19 protein-coding genes are annotated in these 19,664 nt (G+C 68.2%); 9 read left to right on the forward strand and 10 right to left on the reverse strand.

Features of this window, described 5'->3' with window-relative positions; translation table 11 throughout:
* Positions 1-11 precede the first annotated feature (11 nt).
* Positions 12-842 carry an SGNH/GDSL hydrolase family protein gene (locus tag ABZS29_RS35310; RefSeq protein WP_355468833.1) on the reverse strand — a complete coding sequence of 277 codons (831 nt, stop codon included), beginning with the start codon at positions 840-842 and terminating at the stop codon, positions 12-14.
* Positions 843-953: 111 nt separating this feature from the next.
* On the opposite strand from ABZS29_RS35310, the gene ABZS29_RS35315 reads away from it, so the two are divergent.
* Both ABZS29_RS35315 and ABZS29_RS35320 read left to right on the forward strand, forming a co-directional pair.
* A complete protein-coding gene (locus ABZS29_RS35315; protein ID WP_355468835.1) occupies positions 954-2,162 on the forward strand; it encodes a helix-turn-helix domain-containing protein in 1,209 nt (402 codons plus the stop codon).
* A gap of 15 nt (positions 2,163-2,177) precedes the next feature.
* The gene (locus tag ABZS29_RS35320) at positions 2,178-3,503 is read left to right on the forward strand and encodes a cytochrome P450 (protein WP_355468837.1); all 1,326 of its coding nucleotides are present in this window, start codon (positions 2,178-2,180) and stop codon (positions 3,501-3,503) included.
* 2 nt (positions 3,504-3,505) lie between these two features.
* Here the strand turns inward: ABZS29_RS35320 and ABZS29_RS35325 are convergent, their stop codons facing one another.
* Positions 3,506-4,009 carry a DUF5709 domain-containing protein gene (locus ABZS29_RS35325; protein ID WP_355468839.1) on the reverse strand — a complete coding sequence of 168 codons (504 nt, stop codon included), beginning with the start codon at positions 4,007-4,009 and terminating at the stop codon, positions 3,506-3,508.
* A gap of 135 nt (positions 4,010-4,144) precedes the next feature.
* Here ABZS29_RS35325 and ABZS29_RS35330 point away from each other — a divergent pair, with 135 nt between their 5' ends.
* On the forward strand, positions 4,145-5,329 hold the full coding sequence (locus ABZS29_RS35330) for an FUSC family protein (RefSeq protein ID WP_355468841.1): 1,185 nt from the start codon (positions 4,145-4,147) through the stop codon (positions 5,327-5,329).
* Positions 5,330-5,721: 392 nt separating this feature from the next.
* On the opposite strand, the gene ABZS29_RS35335 is transcribed toward ABZS29_RS35330, so the two are convergent.
* Together ABZS29_RS35335 and ABZS29_RS35340 are read right to left on the reverse strand one after the other, a co-directional pair.
* On the reverse strand, positions 5,722-6,165 hold the full coding sequence (locus tag ABZS29_RS35335) for an OsmC family protein (protein WP_355468843.1): 444 nt from the start codon (positions 6,163-6,165) through the stop codon (positions 5,722-5,724).
* A 7-nt stretch (positions 6,166-6,172) separates the two neighbouring features.
* Positions 6,173-7,327: a phosphatidylinositol-specific phospholipase C1-like protein gene (locus ABZS29_RS35340; protein WP_355468845.1), complete on the reverse strand. Its 1,155-nt coding sequence runs from the start codon at positions 7,325-7,327 to the stop codon at positions 6,173-6,175.
* Between the two features lie 97 nt (positions 7,328-7,424).
* Between ABZS29_RS35340 and ABZS29_RS35345 the strand changes: the two genes are divergently transcribed.
* Positions 7,425-8,042, forward strand: a complete 618-nt coding sequence (locus ABZS29_RS35345) for a TetR/AcrR family transcriptional regulator (protein WP_355468847.1) — start codon at positions 7,425-7,427, stop codon at positions 8,040-8,042.
* A 50-nt stretch (positions 8,043-8,092) separates the two neighbouring features.
* On the opposite strand, the gene ABZS29_RS35350 is transcribed toward ABZS29_RS35345, so the two are convergent.
* Both ABZS29_RS35350 and ABZS29_RS35355 read right to left on the reverse strand, forming a co-directional pair.
* The gene (locus ABZS29_RS35350) at positions 8,093-8,500 is read right to left on the reverse strand and encodes a DUF3592 domain-containing protein (RefSeq protein WP_355468848.1); all 408 of its coding nucleotides are present in this window, start codon (positions 8,498-8,500) and stop codon (positions 8,093-8,095) included.
* A 133-nt stretch (positions 8,501-8,633) separates the two neighbouring features.
* On the reverse strand, positions 8,634-10,496 hold the full coding sequence (locus ABZS29_RS35355; protein ID WP_355468850.1) for a DUF5107 domain-containing protein: 1,863 nt from the start codon (positions 10,494-10,496) through the stop codon (positions 8,634-8,636).
* A 59-nt stretch (positions 10,497-10,555) separates the two neighbouring features.
* Between ABZS29_RS35355 and ABZS29_RS35360 the strand changes: the two genes are divergently transcribed.
* Both ABZS29_RS35360 and ABZS29_RS35365 read left to right on the forward strand, forming a co-directional pair.
* A complete protein-coding gene (locus tag ABZS29_RS35360; protein ID WP_355468852.1) occupies positions 10,556-12,220 on the forward strand; it encodes an FAD-binding dehydrogenase in 1,665 nt (554 codons plus the stop codon).
* Positions 12,221-12,295: 75 nt separating this feature from the next.
* Positions 12,296-13,462: a tannase/feruloyl esterase family alpha/beta hydrolase gene (locus ABZS29_RS35365; RefSeq protein ID WP_355468854.1), complete on the forward strand. Its 1,167-nt coding sequence runs from the start codon at positions 12,296-12,298 to the stop codon at positions 13,460-13,462.
* Here the strand turns inward: ABZS29_RS35365 and ABZS29_RS35370 are convergent.
* Positions 13,446-14,303, reverse strand: coding sequence for an RIO1 family regulatory kinase/ATPase (locus tag ABZS29_RS35370; protein WP_355468856.1), 858 nt, complete (start codon positions 14,301-14,303; stop codon positions 13,446-13,448). The two genes, ABZS29_RS35365 and ABZS29_RS35370, sit on opposite strands and share 17 nt — an antisense overlap.
* Positions 14,304-14,452: 149 nt before the next feature.
* Positions 14,453-15,082 carry an NIPSNAP family protein gene (locus ABZS29_RS35375; protein ID WP_355468858.1) on the reverse strand — a complete coding sequence of 210 codons (630 nt, stop codon included), beginning with the start codon at positions 15,080-15,082 and terminating at the stop codon, positions 14,453-14,455.
* An 81-nt stretch (positions 15,083-15,163) separates the two neighbouring features.
* Between ABZS29_RS35375 and ABZS29_RS35380 the strand changes: the two genes are divergently transcribed.
* Both ABZS29_RS35380 and ABZS29_RS35385 read left to right on the forward strand, forming a co-directional pair.
* Positions 15,164-16,114: a hypothetical protein gene (locus ABZS29_RS35380; RefSeq protein WP_355468860.1), complete on the forward strand. Its 951-nt coding sequence runs from the start codon at positions 15,164-15,166 to the stop codon at positions 16,112-16,114.
* An 18-nt stretch (positions 16,115-16,132) separates the two neighbouring features.
* Complete coding sequence (locus ABZS29_RS35385; protein WP_355468862.1) at positions 16,133-17,023, forward strand: Ku protein; 891 nt, start codon at positions 16,133-16,135, stop codon at positions 17,021-17,023.
* Between the two features lie 3 nt (positions 17,024-17,026).
* Here the strand turns inward: ABZS29_RS35385 and ABZS29_RS35390 are convergent, their stop codons facing one another.
* Positions 17,027-17,656, reverse strand: a complete 630-nt coding sequence (locus tag ABZS29_RS35390; RefSeq protein ID WP_355468864.1) for a hypothetical protein — start codon at positions 17,654-17,656, stop codon at positions 17,027-17,029.
* Between the two features lie 128 nt (positions 17,657-17,784).
* Positions 17,785-19,068 (reverse strand): MFS transporter, encoded by a 1,284-nt coding sequence (locus tag ABZS29_RS35395; protein WP_355468866.1) that lies wholly within the window; start codon positions 19,066-19,068, stop codon positions 17,785-17,787.
* Positions 19,069-19,185: 117 nt separating this feature from the next.
* Here ABZS29_RS35395 and ABZS29_RS35400 point away from each other — a divergent pair, with 117 nt between their 5' ends.
* Positions 19,186-19,662 carry a MarR family transcriptional regulator gene (locus ABZS29_RS35400; RefSeq protein WP_355468868.1) on the forward strand — a complete coding sequence of 159 codons (477 nt, stop codon included), beginning with the start codon at positions 19,186-19,188 and terminating at the stop codon, positions 19,660-19,662.
* Positions 19,663-19,664: the final 2 nt, after the last annotated feature.

Here is a 19,664-nt window from a genome sequence, read left to right on the forward strand (position 1 = left end):
TTGCGTGGGGGCTACTTGGCAGCCGCGGCTACTACGGCGGCGAAGGCGGACATGCCCTGGCGGGTGGGGTGGAGGGGCGCCGCGTCGGAGGCGGGGAGCAGGGCCTCCAGCCAGCGCTCACTGACCGGCGAACACGTGTCGTGGCCGATGCTCGGCGTACGAAGGTCGACGTACGTCGCGTTGTGGGCGGCGGCTTGCGTCGCGATCATGCGGTTGAGGTTGTCGATCGTGCCTTGGAGGTAGTTGGCGTCGACAGGCCAGACGGGGACGCGGGGGAAGCAGCCGTCGGGGCGGATGTAGGTGCCGTAGCCCGTGACGAGGATGCGGGCGTTGGGCGCAAGCTCGTGGATCCGGTCCAGCGCTCGGCCGAGAGCCGGCGCACTGGCGGCGATGCTGGCGGCAAGCTGGTCAGTTCCGCCGGCGGTGTAGCGGGCCTTGCAGGAGACACCGGCGGGTGCGGGCAGCAGGTTGAGGCAGCTGAGAGCTGCCTGGAAGAGCCCAGAGTCGTTGGCGCCGATCGCGACCGTCACCAGGTCGGTCGTCGACTTCAACGCGCTGTACTGCGGCGGCACGAAGCCGAACTGTTTGCCGCTGAAGTCCGAGATCTCTGCCCCCGAGCACGTGACATCGGTCAGCCGGGCGCCGAGTTGCTCGGCTGCGACGTGCGGGTAGTTCGCGGCCGAGCGCAGGCACGGCAGGTTGATCTGCGGCAGGATCAGCGGTCCGGCGGCCGACGAGTCGCCGAGGGCGACGTACTCGAGCGGGTCGGCCGCGCGGGCTGCCGCGGGGCTGACCAGGCCGGTCAGCAGCACACCCACGGCCAGCAGTACCCGTCGCTTCATGGTCATCACCCTTTGCGGTCGATCCAGCACTGTACTTATGGGTAGTAATGTTCGACCCCAAAGAGCCCGCCGGTCGCTGGGGCCACGCCCAGAGTTCAAGGGGTGATTGTTGTGACGGATCACAAAGAGCTGCGGTCGGGTGGGGTTCCTGTCCACGAGCTGGTCCGGTCGCGACTCAGCCGGCTGGTCGACAGTGTGCTGGCGCGCCTGGTCGCGGAGATCCCCCTCTACGCGCAGTTGCCGGCCGAGGAGTTGCAGGGCGATATCCGCCGGATCACTGACCAATCGTTGCGCGCGTTCATCGAGACCTTCCGGACCGGCGTCGTACCGACGGGTGAGGTGCTCGCGCCACTGCGGGAGTCGGCGCGGCGGCGCGCCGAGGAGGGTGTGCCGCTCGAGGCGTTGCTGGCCGCGTACCACCTGGGCGGGAAGGTCTGCGCCGACGACGTCGCCGCAGGATTCCGCCCGGAGGAACTGCCCGACGCGATCGCGCTCAACCGGCTGATCCTCGACTTCCTGCAGCACGTCACGGCGGTCGTCTCGGCGAGCTACTTCGAGGAGCGGCAGTCGATCGCCGGTGAGGACCAAGCCTCTCGCCAAGCCGTACTCGCGGCCTTGCTCGATGGTCGGGCGGTCGACGAGGCAGCGGTGCGGACGGGCGTTCGGTTGCCGGCCGAGTACGTCGTGGCCGGGCTCGCGTTCGGCACCCACCCTGACGAACTCCAGCCCGGCGTCGACCGCCAGATCGTTGCCCGACGCAAGCTTCGGCGGATCCGGGTCGAGCTCGATCGGCTCACCGGCAGTATGGCGAGCCTGTCGGTCGACGGTGGAATCGCCTTACTCCCCTGCACTCGCGGCGATGTCGACAACCTTCGCACGAGGTTGAGTCGGGTCGCCGGCGTGGACATCACGCTGGCGATCACCGTCAGCCCGCTGGCCGACGTACCGGCTGCTGCGGCGCTGGTGCGGGACCTGCTCGACGTCATCCGCATCCACCGGCATCCGCCCGGCGTCTATGAGCTCGACGATCTCGTGCTGGAGTTCCAGCTGAGCCGGCCGAGCCCGGCACGCGACCGATTGGCGCGACTCCTTGAACCGCTGGAAGACCGAGCCGACCTGCTCGCCACGCTGCGCTGCTACCTCGCCAACGCGCGCAACCGCCGCCAGACCGCCGCCGATCTGCACGTCCACGCGAACACCGTCGACTACCGGCTGAAGCAGGTCGCGCGGCTCACCGGACTCGATCCGGGCAGCGATGATCAGTTGCCCAGGATCGTTGCTGCGCTTGTTGCTTTCGACTCCCGGCGTTCACCCGGCTGACGTAGCTTGGAAGGTATGGCTCCGACACCACTGCTCGGTTCCCGCACCCTCGATCGGCAGACCGCCCGCACACTGCCGCCCGGACCACGCTGGCCGACGTTGGTGCAGAGCGCTCTGTTCGCGAGCCACCGCAAGACATTCCTGCCGCGGATGCGAGCGCAGTACGGCGATGTCTTCACGATCCGCCTGGTCCCGAAGAGCCGGGTGTGTGTCGTGCTGTGCCGGCCGGATCACATCCGCGAGGTGTTCGGCGGCTCACCTTCGGTCATGCATGCCGGTGAGGGCAACACCGCGCTCGAGCCGGTGATGGGGTCGAGTTCGCTGCTCCTGCTCGATGATGAGGACCACGTGCGGATGCGTCGGCAACTGATGCCGGCGTTCTCCGGCCAGGCTCTGCGCGGGTACGCCGAGATGGTGCACGAGCTCGCGGTCGCGGAGGTCGCGACCTGGCCGATCGGTACGCCGTTCCAGGTGCACCAGCGGATGCGGAATCTGACGCTGGAGATCATCCTGCAGGTGATCTTCGGCGTGACCGATCATCGTCGGCTGAACACGCTGCGGCCGTTGGTGGACAAGATCGTTTCGGTCTCGCCGATCATCATGCTGGGCGGGCTCTACCGGCCGTTGCTACGGATCCCGCCGTGGCGGACCTTCCTGCGTGCACAGGAGCAGATCGACCACCTCCTGTACGACGAGATCGCGCGCCGGCGCGGAAACCTTGCCGGACGCAACGACGTACTGTCGCGGTTGCTAGCGGCCGGTGAGTGGACCGACGTGGAGCTGCGGGATCAATTGGTCACGCTGTTGCTGGCTGGGCACGAGACGACGGCGACCGCGCTGGCCTGGGCTTTCCATGAGCTGGCGCGGCGGCCGGAGGATCTCGCGTTCGGGCAGCGGGCGGCTGATCACGGTGCTGACGGTGAGCTCGAGGCGATCGTCAAGGAGTCGCTGCGGTTGCATCCGGTGGTTTATCAGGTCGGTCGTCGACTGACCGAGACGACTGATCTGGCGGGCTACCGGCTGCCGCGTGGTACGACAATCCTGGCCGCGATGGGTCTCGTCCACCGCGACGCTGAGCACTTCCCCGCGCCGGCCGAGTTCCGGCCGGCGCGCTTCCTGTCCGACGATCCGCCCGCGCCGGGCACGTGGATGCCCTTCGGCGGTGGGGCACGGCGGTGCATCGGTGCTGGGTTCTCCCTGATGGAAGGCACCGAGATCCTCCGCGCCACCCTCGCCGCCTACAACCTCCAAGCACCCGACCCGTTACCTGAGCCCGCGCAGGCGAAGAACGTCACCCTCGTCCCCAAACACGGCACGCGAGTGATCGTCACCCGCCGTTGAGGTCAGTTCTCGGGGTCGGTTACATCGCCTAGGTCTACGTTCTCGTAGGACGCGAGGTCGGTGTCGTCATCGTCGTCGAGTTCGAAGTTGTCTTCGTCGTCGACGACGTGGATGGCGGCTTCTTCGGCGGAGGCGGCGGCGCCGTCGAAGCCGACGTCTTCGGCGACCAGGTCGGACTCGGAGTCTGAGTGGGCGCCTTCGTCGGGGGCTACCAGGCGGCCGGAGCGGCGGACGCCTACTTCGGGGCCGCCGACGTCTTCGCCGTCTTCGGCGTACGGGTCGACGTCGGGCTCTTCCTGGGCGATGCGCTGGTCGAGGGTCTCGCCCTGGAGCGCTTCGTCGGCGGTGGTGCCGAAACCTTCACCGGCGGACCACTTCTCGGGCGGCGAGTAGCCCTCGTCGAGCAGATCGTCCACCCCACGGTCGTTCAGGGTGTCTTCCGCCTGCAGCTGGTCCTCGTCGTCGACGCTGTAGCTGCCGTAGTCCTCGCGGTTGTTCTCGGTCATGCCTCCACCTCGCTAGCGCTCGGCTCCGTCACGCCCGAGATCTCGACAGCGCCTTTTGATCGTTCGCTCCGCTCACTCATAGGGACACAGTGTCCCCACACGCCCCGAGTAATCAAGCCGGGCACAATAGGGCGCGTGGATCCGGTCAGGCTGACGTTGGACCAGTTGCGGGAGCTGCGCGACGACATCGCGCCGCAGGCCGCGCGGCGGTCGCGCGCCTCGGTTCGCCGTCGCCTGGAGCGGTGGCGGGACCGGATCTTCTTCATCACGCAGTGTGCGCTCGCGGCCGGTGTCGCCTGGGCCCTCGCCCGGTACGCCGTCGGTCACAAGCAACCGTTCTTCGCACCAGTGGCCGCGATGGTCTGCCTGGGCTTCAGCTTCGGTCAGCGCCTGCGCCGGGTCGCCGAGGTGATGGTCGGAGTCGCCGTCGGCGTGGGCGTCGGGGATCTGTTCGTGCGGTTCTTCGGTACCGGTGTGCCGCAGATCATCTTCGTGGTCGCGCTCGCGATGAGCGTCGCCGTACTGCTCGGCGCCGGCACCCTGATGACGACCCAGGCCGGCGTCCAGGCCGCGATCGTCACCACCCTCCTGCCCAATCCCGGCGCCGGCTTCAGCCGCTGGCTGGATGCGGCGCTCGGCGGTGTCGTCGCACTGGCTGCGGCGACGATCGCCCCGGCGGCCGCGATCAGGCGCCCACGGCAACAAGCCTCCGAGGTGCTCAACGAACTCGCCGCGATCCTCGTCGAGACCGCCGACGGGCTCCGCGACAAGACCGACCAGGAAGCGCACGAGGAAGAGCGCGATGAGCGTGAGCTGACCGACGCGCTCAGACGGGCCCGCGCCAGCGAGGCGATGCTCGACGACCTGCGCAGTGCCGCCGCGGAGGGCGTCGCCGTCGTCCGCCTCTCCCCGTTCCGCCGGCGGCACCGCGGTCGCGTTCAGCAGATCGCCGACCTCGTCATCCCGCTCGACCGCGCGATCCGCAACGTCCGCGTCCTGGTACGGCGCTGTGCGGTGTCGGTCTGGCGCGACGAGCGGATGCCCGCCGAGTACCCGATGCTGCTCGAGCGCCTCGCCGACGGCACCCGCCTGATCGCGGAGTCGCTCTTCGAGCCCGCCGCCAAGGTCGCCGCCCACCGCGTGCTGGGCGAGCTCGGCCGCCGTACGGCGGACATGCCGCTGCCGACCGGGTTGTCCGCGGTGGTGGTGCTCGGCCAGATCCGCTCCACCGTCGTCGACCTGCTGGAGCTGACCGGCACGTCGTACGACGAGGCCCGCAAACTCGTCCCGTTGCGGCCCGACGGCCTCGACGAGAGCTAGTGGCCTAGGTCACATCGAGAAACTTCTCGATTTTCCCGTCATACCCGGGGCCGGGGTGCGTCTCACTGGCATGACGATCCACCGAATGATGACGGCACTGGCCACGGAGCTTGGCCGGACCGTCGAGACGACCACACCCACAGACGACCGGAGCGACGCCGCCGCTGAGCAGTAAGGGCGCCAACCGGACGAACGGAACCGGCAGCGCACCCGGACGGTCCTACCCACCGAGTTGGACCGCACGGATGACGCACACACCAACGCAGAGGCGCCCATGTGCAGCGCCGCCGGAACCGTGACGGTGCATCACCACAGAGATGCACCGCAAACCACCCACCGACTGTCCTGACGCCGCTTGCGCGAGGCTCAGGCCAGACCCGGTGGGTGGTTTTTTAGTGCACCACAGTGATTTCGGTGGTGACCGAGTTCGCGATGAAACACTCCTGATGCGCCAGGTGGTGCAACCGGTCCAGTACGTCGGCCGCGGGTTCGGCGGCGCCCCAGACGATCTTCGGGTGCAACGTCACCTGGGTGACCGCGACCCGGCCGGCCTCGTTCTTCGCCATCACGCCGACCGCGTGGTCGTCGTACGAGTCCACGACCAGCCGCTTGCGGGCCGCGATCGCGAGGAAGGTGAGCATGTGGCAGGACGAGATCGCCGCCACGAACGCTTCCTCGGGATCGACCGGCCCGGGGTTGCCCAGGTACGCCGGATTGGCGGACCCGGGCACGGTGATGCCGCCGTCGAAGCGCCACTCGTGGTCGCGGCTGTAGGTGTCATAGGTGAACTCGTGCTCACCACGGCTCCAGCTGACGTCGACCACGTGCTCCGACATGCTCAGATCACCTCTCCGCTACGTGTTTCCCGGGCTGCCCGGTTACCGGGTTCAAGCGTACGGGAGTGTCCCCGGGCAGTTCGGCGACGAAGTCGCTGTCGTACCGTGCGGCCATCCCGGCCACCGGGAAGTCGGTGCTGACGAACTGCGCACCACTGCCCAGCGCGATACCGACCCGGCTGAACTCGTTGTTCCGGATCGTCGACAGCGGCTCGTCCGACCGGGTCCGAACCAGGTACCCCTTCTTCACCAGGCGCTGGATCTCGGCGGCGCCCTCGCCCCGCGGGTCGTTCACCTGCGTGATCGCCGCGTCCGCTTCGCCCTCGGCGCCGCGCGTGAAGACCGCCCGGCCCTCCAGGTTCGGCTTGCCCTCGCGGTACAGGTTGCGGATCTCCGTGCCCGGTCCACCGTTGTCGAAGTAGAACAGGACCTTGCCTACCGCGTTCTTGAGCGTCGGCCAGCCCTTGGTGGTGACGGACTGCTCCAGCGTCAGGCCGGGCTTGCGAACGTCGTCCGGCGACAGCAGCTGCTGCTCGCTGAAGACCGAGCGGATCTCGGCGTCGACGGTGTTCAGGTTGCCGGCATCCCACGGCGGAGCCTTCACTCCGCCCTGGGCGACGATCGCCGGGTCGGACTGCTTGAGCTCGAGGTTGATCACGATCGGCGCGGCGTACGGGTGTGCGTCGGACCAGGTCTTCACCTGCTGCAGGCACTGGACGAAGCTGCGGCAGACGGTGTTGTAGTCGACGTCGACGATGTGCATGACCTTGATCCCGGGCTTGGCCAGCTCCGGGTCGGTGAGCGCCGGCAGCCCGGCGATCTTGCGGATCAACGGGTAGGTGTAGAGCCCGCCGTTCGGGTCCGGAAAGAGGTCGAGCTCGAGCTGACGGACGTGCTGGTCCTCGAGCTGCTGACCGAGCGGGGCGTGCGAGTACCAGAGGTCGACCGCACCTGGGTTCTGCCCGACCTGGATCTTCTTCTCGTTGTCGCTGAGCTCACGGTGGTAGGAGTTGTGCGACCCGATCACCTGGATCTGGTTCATCTTGAGGCCGGCCGACGTACCGGCGGCTGAAGTCTGTGTGGTCAGTGCCGAACCGGCCAGACCGGATGCGGCGACCGCGGTCGTCGCGATCCCGGCGACCACCGATTTGCTGATGCGCATGTGGTGCGTTCCCTCCCGGAAGACATGAGGCAGATCTGACGGCAATCTGTCACACGAGGGTGGCAACGTTGTCCCCCTTTCGGGGCACAATGGCCGCATGGTGACATCGGGCGCGTATCCGCTGCGTCGCACGCCGACCCAGGACCGGGCCAGCCGGCAGGTCGAGCGGATCCTGGACGCCGCCTGCGCGGAGGTGGTCGAGCGCGGGTACGACGCGGCCTCGACCAGTGGGATCGCGAAACGGGCCGAGATCGCGGTCGGCAGCGTCTACCGGTACTTCCCCGACAAGCGCAGCCTGATCCAGGCGATCGAGCGCCGGAACCAGGCCCGCTACACCGAGGCGGTGAGCATCCGGCTGGCAGAGGTGACCAGCTGGCGGCAGGCCGTCGACGTCACGATGGTGACGTTCCGCGAGATGCACCGGACGGACCCGGGCTTCCGGGCGGTCGTGCTGAGCGGGCTCGGCGACCCGGACCTGGAGACCCAGCCGGGTGAGTACGACGATCAGCACGCCGGCGAGTTCTCCGAGCTGCTGGTGGCGCGGTTCGGCGCGCAGGACAGCCGCGAGTTCCGGCTCGCGGTCACCGTCAGCATCGCCATGGGCGAGGCGCTCGCGCACCTCGCCGACCGCTTGCCGGACAACGAAGCCGAGTATGTGCTGTCCCAAGGGCTCCCCGCCCTTTACAGCCTGCTCGCTCCGCACTTCCCGGCGTAATCACAAAACCCTCACCTGTCATCAGGTGAGGGACTCCAAGTGCGGGAGATTTACCGCTGTGGCTGCGGCTCTCCCGCCCGCGGCCCCAGCTGGGGCCAGTGCGTGACCCGGCCGGCGATCCGGCCGCGACGTGGTGTGCGCACGTCGTACGCGACGATCACCCGATCGCCCTTGCAGTACGACGTCCTGCTCCCGACCGGAAGTTTGCGAGCGACCTCGTACGGTCCCTCACCCCGGCGGGTGTAGTACTCGACGATGACCTCGGTGTAGATGGCCGGGGTACCGTCCTGCAACCGGCCGCTGATCGGGCCGCGAACCCGGATCACCCGCCCTGCTGTCTTTTCTTCACTGCCCGTTGGATTCGCCTCACGCCGGGAACCGCTGACCACATCCGCCACGATCAAGGCGGTGACCAGCAGCACCAGGCCGAACCCACCGAGTACAACGATCGTCAACATGGCACTCACCCCCGACGCGTCGCCCGCGAGCGACGCGGTCGTTGTCGAAACTGACTGCGCGGCCCTTGCCGCACGTCGGTGAGACGCCGTCTGGAGCTACTCGGTTCCAGGTTCGGCCAAAGAATTTGCTCCGTCAGCTTCCGGACATGCCGAACTGGTACTCCGGCGGCACCGGGCGACCGGTTCCGAGCGCCTCTTCGGCGGCCAGCCAGTAGTCGGTCAGCGGGTTGTCACCCTCGCGGACGGTCGCGAGCTGAATGCCCTCAGCCAGCAGTTCGTGCGCTCGCTGCGGATCGCCGGTAGCAAGTGCGTAGCGCACTCGAAGAGCCTGGATCCGCGGATCGTCCGCTGCGACGCGGAGATACTCCATGGCACGCATCGGATCGACGTCGAGAGCGAGTGTGATCGCTTCGACCTGCAACTCGACAAGGTCGGGGCGGAGCTCGAGCGCTCGGTCGTATGCCTTCACATCCCGTTGGACAAAACCGATGTTGCGCAGCGCCCACGGGTTGTCGCCGGACTCGCGCCAGGCCTCCAGCGCCCCCGCCTCGTCACCGGCGTAGTACCGCGCGACCCCGCGGTGATACCAGACCAGCCAGTTGTCGGCCGCCTTCTCCAGTAGCTCCCGCCAGGCAACGAGCGTCCCGTCCGGTACGCCGTCCGTCGCCGGAAACTCGCCGTTCAGCAACGGCAGCCACGCGCGCTCCCGATCAGTCATGGTGTCCGCGTCGAACGGCGTACCCGCGGAGACCGACCATCCGGTCCGAGCCAGCTCCAACGCACCCCAGCCCGACCCGACGACCAACCGCTCCACGGGCTCCGCATCCACGACAGTCGACCACTCCGCCTCGCGCGCTGCCAATCCATCGAGCACGTCCTGCAGCGCCGTGGTACCCGCCTGACGGGCGACCTGCCAGTCGTCCGCGTGTGCGGCGACCGGATCCACCGACACCCGCCCGTACGCCTCCAGCCACTGCCAAGAAGTTGCCGCAGGCAACCTCAAGTGCTCCATCTGGGTCCGCGCCAGTCCCGCCTGGATCTCCGCGTAGCCAGGCCCTTCGAGACCCGGCGCCAGCCATTCCTGCCAGCGGCGGCCGCCCGGAGCCTCACCCCAGACGAACAGCTTCCGGCCCTGCAACCGCTCAGTGGACGCCTGCGCCAATCCGTTGCCTTCAGCATCGACCGACGCGATCCACGGCCGCTCGCCGGATAGCGGCTCGAAGAAGAAGTCGACCGCCTTGTCGTGCCAGGTCGGATAGGTCAGCTCGTTCGACACGTCGATCAGGTCCAGCCGAGCGCCGTACCCGTAGCGCCACGCTTGATCCGCCGGGACCAGCACCCGCGTGCGCTCCGACTGATCCACCGCGATGTTCGACCACCAGTACGCCGGTACGTCGTGCTCGGCGGGGTTCTGCAGCCGGACCCCGACGTACAGGAACTCGGAGTCGGCGGGGAGCCAGAAGTCGAGCTGCGTCACGAGATTCCGGGTTCGCTCCAACTCCCAGAGCCGCAGGATCGGCGTACCGTCCGGGCCTTCGACGCGGGCCGCGTGCATCGGCGAGCAGGTGCCGGTCCAGTGGCCGGTGCTGCCGACGTTCCACTCGACGCCACCGGCGAACCAGGCGTTGCGCAGTGCGAGATTCGCGGGCTGGAAGACGGGATTGCGATAGAGCAGTTCGGTGTCGGTCGCCTTGTGGACGAGCGAGTAGAGCCGGCCGCCGAGGGTCGGCAGCACGATCGCCCGGACGTGGTCGTTCTCCAGGACGAGCGAGGGAATCGTCGTCTCGACGAGCTTCCGGTCGTACCGGTCCTGGTCGAGACACGGCAGGGTGCTGCGCAGGGCGCCGTACGTGATGTTCGCCTGCAGGTCGGCGGGGAGCTCGGCGAGGTTGCGGACCTCGTGCACCTCTTGATGACTGCGGAGCGGCGGCAGCGGGTTCTCCCCGGCCAGCGAGGCGGCAGGCAGGATCAGATCATGCGCAGAAAGGATCGTCACGGGGCATATTCTTGCAATTATGAGCACTTGAGTCCATGCCTCGCTACCGTCCGGTATACATGGACCCCATGGACGCCGATGTGATCGTCGTGGGGGCGGGACTGGCCGGGCTGGCAGCGACCGCGGAGCTCGCCGATGCGGGCAAGAAGGTGCTGCTGCTGGACCAGGAGCCGGAGGCGTCGCTGGGCGGTCAGGCGTTCTGGTCGTTCGGCGGTCTGATGTTCGTGGACTCCCCCGAGCAGCGCCGGATGGGGATCAAGGACTCCCGCGAGCTGGCGATGCAGGACTGGCTCGGCTCGGCCGGGTTCGACCGGCTCGACGACGAGGACAAGTGGGCCCGGCAGTGGGCCGAGGCGTACGTCGACTTCGCGGCCGGCGAGAAGCGGTCCTGGCTGCATGCCCAGGGCGTGCGGTTCTTCCCCGTGGTCGGCTGGGCCGAGCGCGGTGGCTACAACGCGGACGGCCACGGCAACTCGGTCCCGCGCTTCCACATCACCTGGGGCACCGGCCCGGGCCTGGTCGCGCCGTTCGAACGCCGCGTCCGCGAGGCAGCGGGCAAGGGCTTGGTGGAGTTCCGCTTCCGGCACCGTGTCGACGAGCTGACCGTCACCGGCGGCATCGTCGACGGTGTCTCCGGCAAGGTCCTCGAGCCCAGCAGCGTGCTGCGTGGCCAGGAGAGCTCGCGGACCGAGGTCAGCGATTTCCAACTGACGGCCCAGGCGGTGATCGTCACCTCCGGCGGCATCGGCGGTAACCACGATCTCGTCCGCGCGCAATGGCCGAAGCGGATGGGCGAACCGCCGCAGCGGATGATCAGCGGCGTACCGGCGCATGTCGACGGCCGGATGCTCGCGATCACCGAGAAGGCCGGCGGCCGGTACGTGAACCGCGACCGGATGTGGCACTACACCGAGGGCATCCAGAACTGGGACCCGATCTGGCCGATGCACGGCATCCGGATCCTGCCCGGCCCGTCCTCGCTCTGGTTCGATGCCACCGGCAAGCGACTGCCCGTCCCGCTGTTCCCCGGCTTCGACACCCTGGGCACGCTCGAGCACATCATGACCACCGGCTACGACTACACGTGGTTCGTGCTCACGCAAAAGATCATTGAGAAGGAGTTCGCGCTCTCCGGTCAGGAGCAGAACCCGGACCTGACCGGCAAGGACATCAAGGGTGTGCTCGGCCGGGCACGCGGCGGCGCCACCGCGCCGGTGCGCGCGTTCATGGAGCAGGGCGCCGACTTCGTCGTCCGCTCGAACCTGCCCGACCTGGTCCGCGGCATGAACGATCTGACCGGTGAGAACCTGATCAACCTCGACGACCTCGAGCGCCAGATCGTCGCCCGGGACCGGGAGATGACCAACACCTTCACCAAGGATCTCCAGATCACCGCCTTGCGCGGAGCCCGCAACTACCGCGGCGACAAGCTGATCCGGGTCGCGCCGCCGCACCGGATCCTCGACCCGAAGGCCGGCCCACTCATCGCCGTCCGGCTGAACATCCTGACCCGCAAGTCCCTGGGCGGTCTGCAGACCGACCTGGAGTCGCGGGTCCTGCGCACGGACGGCACGCCACTGCCTGGTGTCTACGCGGCGGGTGAGGTGGCCGGCTTCGGTGGCGGCGGCGTGCACGGCTACCGCTCACTCGAAGGCACTTTCGTCGGCGGTTGCCTGTTCACCGGGCGCACCGCCGGCCGCGAAGCTGCCAAAGCCGTGTCCTGAGGCCACACCACCGGTACGCCGGATGTGTTGCCGGACCCGATGTCCTGATCCGGCGGCACTTCCTACCGTGACGACATGCGCCGCCTCCTCGCCGTCACTGCCGCCACCGTCCTGCTCACGAGCCATGCCGTGCCTGCCGACGCGCATCGAGCCCTGCGCGTCCCGGGCGCGGCGTACCAGCAGTCCGCCGTTCTCGACGACCTGACCACGACCGGGACAGTCGCCTCGGGCCACACGAATCCGGCCGACTACGCGGGGCTGACCGACCGCAGTCTCCCGGTCCCGGCCGCCGTACCGGGTGTGCAGGTCGACGGCTACTTCCCGGACACCTCACACACGAACACGAACCACGGCTGGAATCACGACGCGCAGTTCGTGATCCGCTTGCCGCACCGCTGGAACGGCGGGCTGGTCGTCGCCGGCTCGCCGGGTGTCCGTGCGCAGTACGCGAGCGACAAGGCGATCTCGGACTATGTCCTGTCCCTCGGCTACGCGTACGCGGCGACCGACAAGGGCAACACCGGCGTGCAGTTCTTCACCGACGGCCGACGTCCCGGCGATGCGATCGTCGAGTGGAACCGGCGGATGACCGAACTCACCCGAGCCGCGCGGACCATGGTCACCCAGCACTACGGCCGTCCGGCGCGTGAGGTCGTCGCGGCGGGGATCTCGAACGGCGGCTACCTGGTGCGCTGGCAACTGGAGAACCGCCCTGAGCTCTACACCCGCGGCGTCGACCTGGAAGGCACGCTGTGGAAGGCCGATGGGCCCAACCTCTTCACGTTCCTTCCGCCGGCGATCAGGGGCTACGAGCAACAATCTCCCGAGCTGATCACCGCGGCCGGCTTCGATCCGCGGTCGGCGTTCCTGTGGGACTACCACTACACCGTCTATTGGAAACTCACTCAGCGGATCTACGCGGCCGAGCTCGATCCGACCTACGCCGGAACCGAGGGCGACTACGACTATGCGACCAGACCGCAAGCGCAGCAAGCGATCCGGCGGGTCGAACTGACCGGCCGGATCAAGCGGCCGCTGATCACCATCCACGGCACCTACGACAGCTTGCTCCCGATCAGCCAGGACTCCGACGTGTACGCCGCGATGGCGCGGCGAACCGGCTTGCACACCTACCACCGGGTCGAGGCAGGCAATCATGTCGACGGACTCGTCGACGCCTACCCCGACCGGCTGGTGGCGCTGGTGCCGTTGCTGCGGGAAGCGATCAGAACACCATCGTGAGCAGATCGGCGAACAACTCCTGTTCGTCAATCTCCAAACCCCTGCTGGTGAAATAGGCCGCCATGTTGTGGCAGTCCCGGAGCAGGAACTCCATCCCCTTCGGGTTACCGACGACATCGATCACCTGCGGCAGATCGATCATCACGATCCGCTCGCCCTGGGCCAGCACGTTGTACGGCGACAGGTCGCCGTGCGCGAGGCCGGCCCGGGCCAGCTCCCGCATGGCGTTCCGCAACTGTTCGAAGTACTCGCCGAGCAGTTGCTTCGACGGGCGGACCTGGGCGAGCCGCGGCGCGGCACCACCCTCACCGTCGTCGATGAACTCCATCAGCAACTCGGTCCCGTCGATCTGGACCGGGTACGGCACCGGCACACCGGCCTTCCACAACCGGTTCAGCGCGTCCCATTCGGCATAGGCCCACTGCCCGGACGCCACACTGCGGCCGTGCTGGGTCTTCTTGGCCATCGCCCGGCTGTCGCGGCTGTTCCGGGTCCGCCGGCCCTCGACGTACGCCGTACTGCGATGAAAGGACCGGTGCTCCTCGGTGCGGTACCGCTTGGCGGCCAGCAACGAGGACCGTGCGGGCGCATCGCCGATGGCTTCGACGGCGCGCTCGACCAGGAAGACATCAGCTTCCTTGCCGGTTTTGAGGACGCCGAGCTCGGTGTCGATCGCGGCCTGATCCGTCACCACCCACGAAGGGCGGGGCTCAGGCCCGCGAGAACCGCGCTCGACGTCCAGCCAGGTGGACCAGCGCTGATTCGGCGCCAGTTCTTCGTCGACCTGCTGGAAATCGAAAGAGAAAAGCTCAGATTCGGTACGAAAGACGTCTGAAGACAACGGAGGTGCTCCTGAAGCTCGAGGTGAGGCTGACGCGGACATGCCGCAGCACAGTGATTGCCATTCGTCAGCCCTCCTTAAGCCAGGTAGCGCTCGTCGCCACGCGGTTGGATTCAGCATGCCCGGCCGCATCGAGCCGCGCAACGTATTTATCGGAGCTGCGACCGTGACGTCGGCCGGAGCCGCAACTCCTGCCCTTCCCATCCCTTCAAGAGCTCGTACGCCGACTCGTCGGTGAACCGTGCCAGCCAGACCAGGACGGTGTCATCGCGCAACGGGAGCGCCGGGAAGTTGTTCGCCGCCGGCAGCGTCCGGAAGATTGCCAGCGGCGAAATCCCACGCTCCTCGAGCGCCGGAAGCATCTCCCGCCGGAAGTGCTCCTCGAAGCCGTCGTCGGCCGGATGCACCATGCCCCCGATCACCGTCTCGGAGTCTCCTCCCCCGACCGCCGGTCGCGGCGAATCCGGGCTCGGATAGTCCGAGCCCAGGTGGATCGGCTGCAGCAGCAACGCGTTGTCGGAGTCGAGCATGGTGGCGTTGGCGGCTGCGGCGTGCTCGCGCCAGACCGGGCCGTAGTAGAACGCCTTGAGGGCTTCGGCGCGGGCGTCGAGCGTGCGGAAGCCGCGGAGCCAGACGAACCGGTCAGGGTCGTTGAGATCGCGGAACTGACCGGAGATGTGCATGCCGCACACTTCCTGACCCTCCACGAAGTGTTCGTCGAAGATGTCGACCAGCGTGTCGCGTTGGCCCGGGTGCAGCGTGTACTGACGGAGGTCCACGACGGAGCAGCATTCGTTCACCACGCCAGCCAACCAGCTCAACCTGCCAGAACGTGTCAGCTTTCGGGTAGCGTCGGGCGGGTGGACTTCGAGGACGCGGCCGACCAGCTGTACGGCGTACCGGCTGCCGACTTCATTGCGACGCGCAACGAGCTGGCCAAGCAGCTGAAGGCTGACGGCGACCAGCTGGGTTCGACCCGGCTGAAGGCGCTCCGGAAGCCGACCGTCGCCGCCTGGATCGCCAATCTGGTGGCCCGCAACGCGACCGACGACCTGGACGACCTGATCGCCTTGGGCGACGAGTTCCGCGAGGCGACCGCCGATCTGGACGGCGACCGGTTGCGCGAGCTGACTCCGCGACGCCACCAGCTGGTGGACAAGTTGGTCAAGGAGGCTGGGCGGCTGGCCAAGGCAGCCGATCAGAAGGTCAGTGCCGATGTCACCCAGAAGCTGCGCGAGACGCTCGATGCCGCGCTGGTCGACCCCGCCGCGGGTGATGCCGTGCGGGAGGGCCGGCTGAGCAGCGCGCTGCGGCACGTTGGCTTCGGTGTCGTGGACGAGAACGGCGAACCCACCAACGTCACTCCGCTGACCGACGAACGCCGCAAGGCCGCTCGCGCCCGCCAGAAGACCGCGGCCGAGGGGGAGAAAACTGCCGCGACCAAGACGGGCAAGACGGCGGAGCGTGGCGACGCAGCCAAGCAGGCCGCCGGGGAGCGTGGCGACGCGGAGGAGCGGGCCGCGGAGAAGCTGGCCGCCGAGAAGCGCGCCGCGGAGGAGCGTGCCGAGGCGGAGCGGCAGGCTGCCCGCGCCGAGGCGAAGAAGGCGTTCGAGGACGCCGTCACCGCGGCTCAGGCCGCGGAGGCCCAGGTCGAGGATCTCGACAAACAACTCGACGACGCCCGGGAGGCGCTGGCCGAGGCGCAGCAACTCGTGCACAATCTGGGCGCCGAGCTCGACGAAGCCCGGCGTACTGCTCGCGAGGCCCAGAAGGAGAGCCGCGAGGCGCGGAAACGCTACAACCGCATGTGATGTGGGTACCGGGCGCGCATGGCGCGATCGATCTGGAGCGGGTACATCACATTCGGGCTGGTCTCGGTGCCGGTCGGGCTGTACAGCGCGACCGAGGAGCACGAGCTGGACTTCCACCAGTTCCAGCGCGACACCTCCGACCGGATCCGCTACAAGCGGGTCAACGAGCGCACCGGCCGTGAGGTGCCGTACGAGAAGATCGTGAAAGGCCACGACCTCGGCAACGGCAAGTACGTGATCGTCGAACCGGAGGAGCTGGACGACATCGCGCCCGGCCGGTCCCGCTCGCTGGAGATCGACACGTTCGTCGACCTGGACGAGGTCGATCCGATCCACTTCCAGAAGAGCTACTACCTCGGCCCCAAGGACGAGGAGAACGCCTCGTCGTACGGGTTGCTGCGGGACGCGCTGGCCAAGACGAACCGGGCCGGGATCGCGAAGTTCGTGATGCGCGGCAAGGAGTACCTGGCCGCGATCCGGGCGCAGGACAAGGTGCTGGTGCTCGAGACGATGTACTTCGCCGACGAGATTCGCGATCCGGCGAAAGAGCTGAACGGTCTGCCCGCGAAGTCCCGGACCGGCAAGCAGCTGTCGATGGCCGCGGACCTCATCGAGGCGATGAGCGGCGAGTGGAAGCCCGCGTCGTACAAGGACTCCTATACCGAGCGGGTGAAGGAGCTCGTCGAGACCAAGCGGAAGGGCAAGGAGGTCGTGCTCACCGAGGAGGAGCCGGAGGCGACGACCCCGACGGATCTCGTCAGCGCGCTGCGCGCCAGTGTCGAGGCCGCCCGCAAGTCCCGGGCCGGCCGGACGGGCAAGAAGACGGCCGCGAAGAAGACCACCGCCAAAAAGACCGCGGCGAAGAAGACCGCTGCCAAGAAGACGACGCAGCGGAAGAAGGCTTCCTGAGCCCTACTCGCCGTGCGCCATCAGGTACGTCGTCGGGTTCGGCGGCGCACCGGCGTCGAGCCAGCGCTGAAAGCCCGCCGGGTTGCGGCGCTCGAACTCGTCCAGGCAGATCCGCCGCACCTCGGCGACCGCCTGCCGGTCCCGCATGTCCGCACCCTGGGCAAGCTGCCCCGCGGTCTCGACCCACACATCACACAGCTCGCTGATACTCAACGGGCACTGCAGTGACGCGATCAGCGCCTCGTCCTCGAGGAACTGCTCCTCCGTGAGCTGCCAACTCCGACGCTGCCGCCGCGACGGCCCGCGGCGAGCCGGTACGACGAGATCGATCAGCACGAACACGACCGCACCCACCAGCAGCATCGCGAGGCCGAACGCACCGTCGGCGACCAACCGCACCAGCCCGGGCAGGCACAGCACGCCGGCCGCGGCCAGTGCGGCCACGGCGGTCGCGGAGTACTCCGGGGTGTCGTCCACGACCCGCCGGATCACCGCCGCCAGCGGCCAGACGATCAGGAAGACGACTCCGAGGAGGAGCGAAGCCCCCAGCGGCCCAAGCAGCAGTACGCCGGTGAGTGCCCCAACCGTCCCGGCACCCAAACCGGCAGCAATCGCCACTCGCTGCACACTCACTGTCACGCCCACCTCACGTCAATCCACCCCACTGACCTAGGAACGAGTGGCCACCTCTCACCGTTCCCCGAACAGAGACGTCTGGAACCTGGGCTGAGGTTGTCACCGCGACGCGAGGTCCGACGCGGTCAGGCGGCGGCCGGTTCCGGTACGGCGTCGAGCGGGTTCGCGAGCTCGTCGGACGGCATCCGGCCGAAGTAGACGACCAGCACGCAGATGAGGGCAGGCCCGACACCCGCGATGATGAAGACGGCCGGGACACCGAGGACGGCACCGGCTGGGCCGGCGAGCGCCATCGAGACCGGCATCAGCAGCAGCGAGACGAAGAAGTCGAGACTGGAGATCCGGCCGCGCAGTTGGTCGGGGACCCGGCGCTGGAGCAAGGTGCCCCAGATGACCATCGCCGCCGATCCGGTCGCGCCGACCACGGCCGCGCCCGCCGCCATCACCCAGAGATCGCGGGCCACGCCGAGGACCACGATCGGCACCGCACCGAAGCCCCACATCAGCGTCATGACGGTCAGATAGCGGCGCGGCAGGCTGCGGGACGAGATCACCAACGCGCCGATCGCTCCACCGATGCCGAAGGCCGCGAGGACCAGGCCGAAGTCCTTCGGTCCGCCACCCAGCTGGTCCTTGACGGCGAACGGCAGCAGCACTTCGAGCGGCCCGAGGATCAGCAGCACGAACACGGTCCCGAACAGCAACGACGCCAGCAGCCACCGTGTCCGCCGTACATAGCTCCAGCCCTCGCGAAGATCCGCGACCATCGCCCGGACGCCGGTCGCCCGCTCCTCGTCGAGCTCGACCGGCTCGGCGGCCGGCAGCCGCATCGCAAGCACACAGCCGGCTGAGAAGAAGTAAGTCAGCGCAGTGATCAGAATCGCCAGTCCCGGCGACATCGCGGCGATCACCAGACCACCGATCGCAGGCCCGGTTGCCTGTTGCGCCAACGGCCGCAGCGTCCCCTCGAGCCCGTTGGCCGCCAGCAACTCCTCGGTGGGCAGCAGCTTCGGGACCAACGCCGTGTACGCCGGTATCAGGAACGCCTCGCCGGCACCCACCAGTACGGCGGCCCCGGCCAAATGCCAGACCTCCAGCAGCTCGGTCAACGCGAGCCCGGCAACCACCAGCAGCACCGCACCACGGACCACGTCGGCCGCGACGATGACCGAGCGCTGCGACAGCCGGTCGGCCGCGACGCCGCCGAACAGCACACAGACAACCAGCCCGATGCTGTACGCCGTGGTGACCATGGACAGTTGGACCGGCCCACCACCGAGCTCGATCACCTGCCAGGCGAGCGCGACCAGCCAGAGCCCGCTGCCGAGCAGGGCCACCGCCAGGCCGGTCCAGAGCAGCCGGTAATTGCGGTGCCGTAGCGGCCGCACCGCCTTCCACCCCTTGCTCACGATCGCCTCCTCCTGCTCTTCGGGGTGACTGTTTCACCCTGCGCCGACAGCGTACCTGTGTGAACAGTTCACGTGTCAACAGTTCTAGTGTGCATCGAACGGCGTAGACTGCGAAGCATGCCGCCGGAGATGAGTGCCACCCAGTTCCAGGCCTGGCGAGCGCTGTATCGCGCGGACACGCTGCTGTTCGCGCATCTCGACAACACGCTCCGCGCCAGGCTGAAGATGACCTACTTCGAGCACGAGGTGCTGCGCGCCCTGGACGCCGCCGGCGGCCGGATGCGGATGGCCCCGCTGGCCGCGGAGCTGATGATCTCCCGCAGCGGCGCCACCCGCCTGATCGGCAAGCTCGAGGACAAGGACGGCTGGGTCGTCCGCCGCAACACCCCCGAGGACCGCCGCGCCACCTGGGCCGAGCTCACCGACGCCGGCCGCAAGGCGCTCGACGCTGCCCGACCCGTGGTCGAAGCTGTGGTCTCGACGTTCTTCGCGGATCATGTATCGAATGAGGACCTTCACGGCGCCAGCCGGATCCTGGACGTCCTGGCCGAGGCCAACCCCAACGACGAAGGATTCGACTGCGGTCTGGAGTAGAC

It is taken from the genome of Kribbella sp. NPDC005582 (assembly GCF_040605415.1).
In the GTDB taxonomy this organism is placed as follows: domain Bacteria; phylum Actinomycetota; class Actinomycetes; order Propionibacteriales; family Kribbellaceae; genus Kribbella.